5 protein-coding genes are annotated in these 3,994 nt (G+C 64.0%); 3 read left to right on the top strand and 2 right to left on the bottom strand.

From position 1 onward, the window contains the following. The coding region (locus VGQ94_05405; GenBank protein ID HEV2021945.1) for a hypothetical protein at positions 1-728 on the bottom strand (728 nt) is incomplete at its 3' end. 107 nt (positions 729-835) lie between these two features. Continuing rightward, the gene (locus VGQ94_05400) at positions 836-1,171 is read right to left on the bottom strand and encodes a hypothetical protein (protein ID HEV2021944.1); all 336 of its coding nucleotides are present in this window, start codon (positions 1,169-1,171) and stop codon (positions 836-838) included. Between the two features lie 144 nt (positions 1,172-1,315). Here VGQ94_05400 and VGQ94_05395 point away from each other — a divergent pair, with 144 nt between their 5' ends. The 3 genes from VGQ94_05395 to dxr all read left to right on the top strand — a co-directional run. After that, positions 1,316-2,110, top strand: a complete 795-nt coding sequence (locus tag VGQ94_05395) for an isoprenyl transferase (GenBank protein ID HEV2021943.1) — start codon at positions 1,316-1,318, stop codon at positions 2,108-2,110. A gap of 167 nt (positions 2,111-2,277) precedes the next feature. Continuing rightward, positions 2,278-3,213 carry a phosphatidate cytidylyltransferase gene (locus VGQ94_05390; GenBank protein HEV2021942.1) on the top strand — a complete coding sequence of 312 codons (936 nt, stop codon included), beginning with the start codon at positions 2,278-2,280 and terminating at the stop codon, positions 3,211-3,213. A gap of 19 nt (positions 3,214-3,232) precedes the next feature. Continuing rightward, a partial coding sequence (gene dxr / locus VGQ94_05385) for a 1-deoxy-D-xylulose-5-phosphate reductoisomerase (protein ID HEV2021941.1) occupies positions 3,233-3,994 on the top strand: 762 nt, incomplete at its 3' end.

Genomic DNA, 3,994 nt, shown 5'->3' with positions numbered 1-3,994 from the left:
TCGAGGAAGATGCCCTTGGGCGCGGGCAGGATGCGGTTGATGGAGAAGCCGGTGTCGTCAATGCCGTCTTCGCCGCCCACTAGGCTGTCCGTGACCAGCGGCCGGTCGATCCAGGGCAGAACGTGGTTGTGCAGCGTGTTGACCACACCGAAGGCCGAGCGCATCTTTCCCACCCGGGCGACAAACCCTTTGGGCAGAGTGGTGAAGGTGATGTAGCCCTCCTCCAGGTTCACGCCATGCTCGCCGAAGGAGATGAAGAAGTCGGCCTTGGCATAGGGATCGACCACCGCCTGGATCCCCAGCTCGGCTTCGTGGAATTCGAGCGCCGGGCCGGGCTGGAAGGGATTGCCGCCGGCGGTGGCGATGAAGTCGCCGATCATGCTGATGTCCGGATTCAGCAGCTTGGCATTCTGCGGCGCGCCGCCAATCACGCCCCCCAGGGTCTGCTCCTGCGACTGCGCGGGAGCGGGCTGCGGGTAGGCATTCTTGGTCAGGGCGGTCTCACTGGAAGACGAGCCCGCCACCGTGGAGGGCGCGGCCGGCAGCGCCTGCGCCTCCTTCAGTGTCTTGACCTCGGCCTCCAGCGCCAAGATTTTTTCTTCGAGCGCCTTCAGGCGCGCGGCGGTATCGTCTGGTGCGGTGTGTGGGGCCGCAGCCGGGACCTGCCCTTGGGCAAAGCACACGTCGGTCAAAGCAAGCAACAACGCAATAACAAGAATCTTTCTCATGGGAAGCCTCCTCCCAAACAGATTTAGTGGATTTCCCAGGGGGGCCCGTTGCTCTCCGCCGGTTCAGCGAGAAGAAACAGGAGTCGGAACCGGTGGCGTTGTCCGGCTCAGGCTACGGGGGGCGGGCGGACGCGGTGGACCGACTCCTCGCCGGGCGCGTGGACGTCCGGCGGGCTGGGCGGAACCGTAGCCTCGGCGGCCACGTAGGGAGAAGCGGAAACCGCGACGCTTCCCAGCGGCGCCGCCTGCGAGTTTAGGCAGACTCCACAGCGCGCCGCAGCGTTCGAGTCCAGGGTGTCGCTGATCTGCTTCGACGCCGGGAGCATTCCGCGATGCGTGTGCACCGCCTGCGCGCTCGCGGTCACCAGAAACAGCAGCGCCAGCAGCAGGGCCGTCCACCTTCTGTGGGCGGGCACGCGATGGCTGTGGGAAGAGAGTCTCACTGCGTTGCTTGGATGCGGCCTGGCTCCCCGCACATGGGGGAATCTCAGGCCGGAATCTGGGATTGTAACACCCTTGCCCCCGGCGGGACTGCGTTGCGAGTCCCACGCGGCTGTGCTAACTTATAGCAACGTCAGAGGTTAGCCTTGCAAATAGCGGCTCCAAAAGGGCTCGACCGCCGCGAGACGGAAATCTACTCCGGGCTCGACCCCGCCCAGCTTCCCAGACACATCGCCATCATCATGGACGGCAACGGGCGCTGGGCCCGCCGGCGCCACCTGCCGCGCATCGCCGGACATCGCGCCGGGGTGCGCTCAGTGCGCTCCACGGTCGAGACCGCCGCCCGCATCCACCTGCAAGCCCTTACCCTCTACGCCTTCTCCGCCGAGAACTGGCAGAAGCGTCCGCGCACGGAAGTGGAATTCCTCATGCACCTGCTGCGCAAATATTTGAAAGATGAACTGCCCACGCTGATGCGCAACAACGTCCGGCTGGATTACATCGGGCGCCGCCACGAGTTGCCGCAGGAGGTGCAGGAGCGCATGGCCTGGGCCAAGGAAGAAACCGCCCGCAACACCGGGATGACGCTGACCCTGGCGCTCAACTACGGAGCGCGCGCCGAGCTGGTGGACGCCTTCAACGACATCGTCAACGCCGCCGCCTTGAACGGCGGCCTGGCTCACCTGAAGATCGACGAAGACCTCATCCAGAGGCACCTCTACACCCGGCACCTGGGCGATCCCGACCTGGTCATCCGCACCAGCGGCGAGATGCGGCTGAGCAATTTCCTGCTGTGGCAGGTGGCCTACGCCGAGATTTACGTGACCGGGACCCTGTGGCCGGAGTTCCGCGGCCGCCACCTGCTCGAATCCATCGCCGAATATCAGAAGCGCGAGCGGCGCTACGGCGGATTGGGCCACGCCGACGGCAGCCCCAGCTAGATGCCTGCCTCTGTGACACTCGAGCGCGACATCGCTTCCAAGTGCGACACCCTGCGGCTAAAGCCGCAGGGTGTCAAGGTTTTCAGACGCCTCGTATCAGAGCACGACTTCAGTCGTGCCGAACAGACGTTCAGAGAGAGAGGGGCTTTAGCCCCTGAGGTCACGCCGTGAAGCGCGTCCTCACCGCGGTCGTGCTCATCCCGCTGGTGCTGCTAATCACCTTCAAGGCACCTGTTTGGCTTTTCGCCGCGGCTGTGGCACTGGTGGCCCTGCTGGCCATGCGCGAATACATGGACCTGGTGAAGGCGTATGGATTCACGTCCTTCCCGCTCTTAACCTACGCTCTCGTCGTCCTGTACTTTCTGCTGCTGGGCTTCACGGGCAGTCGGCTCGAGGATGCCGAAGTCGGCGGGATCTTTTTTCTTCTTGCGGGCAGCGCCGCCCTGATTCCGGCGTTTGTCTATGGTCTGATCGCACTCCGCCAAGACTTGCGTACGGCTGCTCCCAGCGCGGCCTTGTCGGAGTTTGGATTCATCTATGTGGCCTTCGGCCTGGGCACACTCGTGCTTCTGCGAACGCTGCCGCTTGGCTCTTTCTATCTTCTGTATCTCTTCGTTATCGTCTGGTCCGGAGACATCTGCGCCTATTACGTCGGCACCTCGATGGGAAAGCACCGCCTGGCCCCGGAAATCAGCCCCAAGAAAACCTGGGAAGGAGCGGTCGCCTCTGTTGTGGCGGCGAGTGTGTTGGGCGCATTGATCCTCCACTTCTCGCCCCAGATCGTCGGCTGGTCGCAACAGCACGGGCTGATTGCAAACCTCGATTGGCCCGCCCGGGAACAGTCCTTCCAACCCTTGGCGAATCGAATCGAGACGCCAGAGGCGTATTCGCTTCCCTTGTGGAGGGCACTGGTATGCTCCGCACTCATCAACGTTGCCGCGCAATTTGGGGACCTGGTGGAATCCATGATCAAGCGCGGCGCGAATGTGAAGGACTCAGGATCGATCCTGCCCGGACACGGAGGCGTTCTGGACCGCGTGGACGCGCTGCTGTTCGCCGCGCCCTTCGGTTTTGCCGTGATACTATTCGCCGTAAGCTCCTGAATCGAATTTCTTTACCTCCATGAAGCGCCTCGCCATCCTGGGCTCCACCGGCTCCATCGGACGCAGCACGCTCAGCGTGGTGGAGTCGAATCCTGAGCGCTTCTCCGTGGCTACCCTCGCCGCGGGCGGCAATGTGGACGCAGCCTTCGAGCAGGCCCAGCGCTGGCGGCCGCGCGTGGTTTCGATGGCCGCCGAGGCCGACGCCGACAAGCTCCGAGGCAAGCTGAAGACCGCCGGGCTCGCCGACATTGAAGTGATGAGCGGGGCCGCCGGCTCCGTCCGCGTGGCCACTCATCCGGAAGCCGACTTCGTGGTCAGCGCCATCGTCGGCGTGGCGGGTTTGGAAGCGACTTACCAAGCCGTCAAAGCGGGCAAGACGGTCGGCCTGGCCAACAAGGAATGCCTGGTCGCGGCGGGCGAACTGATCACGGCGGAAGCGAAGAAGCAGGGCAAGCCGCTGCTGCCCATCGACAGCGAGCACAACGCGCTGCATCAGTGTCTGCGCGGCGGAGAGGCCAAGGAAGTCGAGCGCATCTGGCTGACCGCCTCGGGCGGGCCCTTCCTCAACACTCCCGCGAAGGACTTCGACTCCATCACCGTAGAGCAGGCGCTCAACCATCCCACATGGAAGATGGGAAAGCGCATCACCATCGACTCGGCCACGCTGATGAACAAGGGCTTCGAGGTCATCGAAGCCTGCCGGCTCTTCGACCTGCCGCCCGGCAAGGTGAGCGTGATGGTGCACCCGCAGTCCACCATCCACTCCATGGTCGAGTTCGTG

It is taken from the genome of Terriglobales bacterium (assembly GCA_035937135.1).
In the GTDB taxonomy this organism is placed as follows: Bacteria; Acidobacteriota; Terriglobia; order Terriglobales; family Acidobacteriaceae; genus DASYVL01.
Note: the sequence above shows the minus strand (reverse complement) of the source record. Positions and strands in the feature narration are given on the sequence as shown.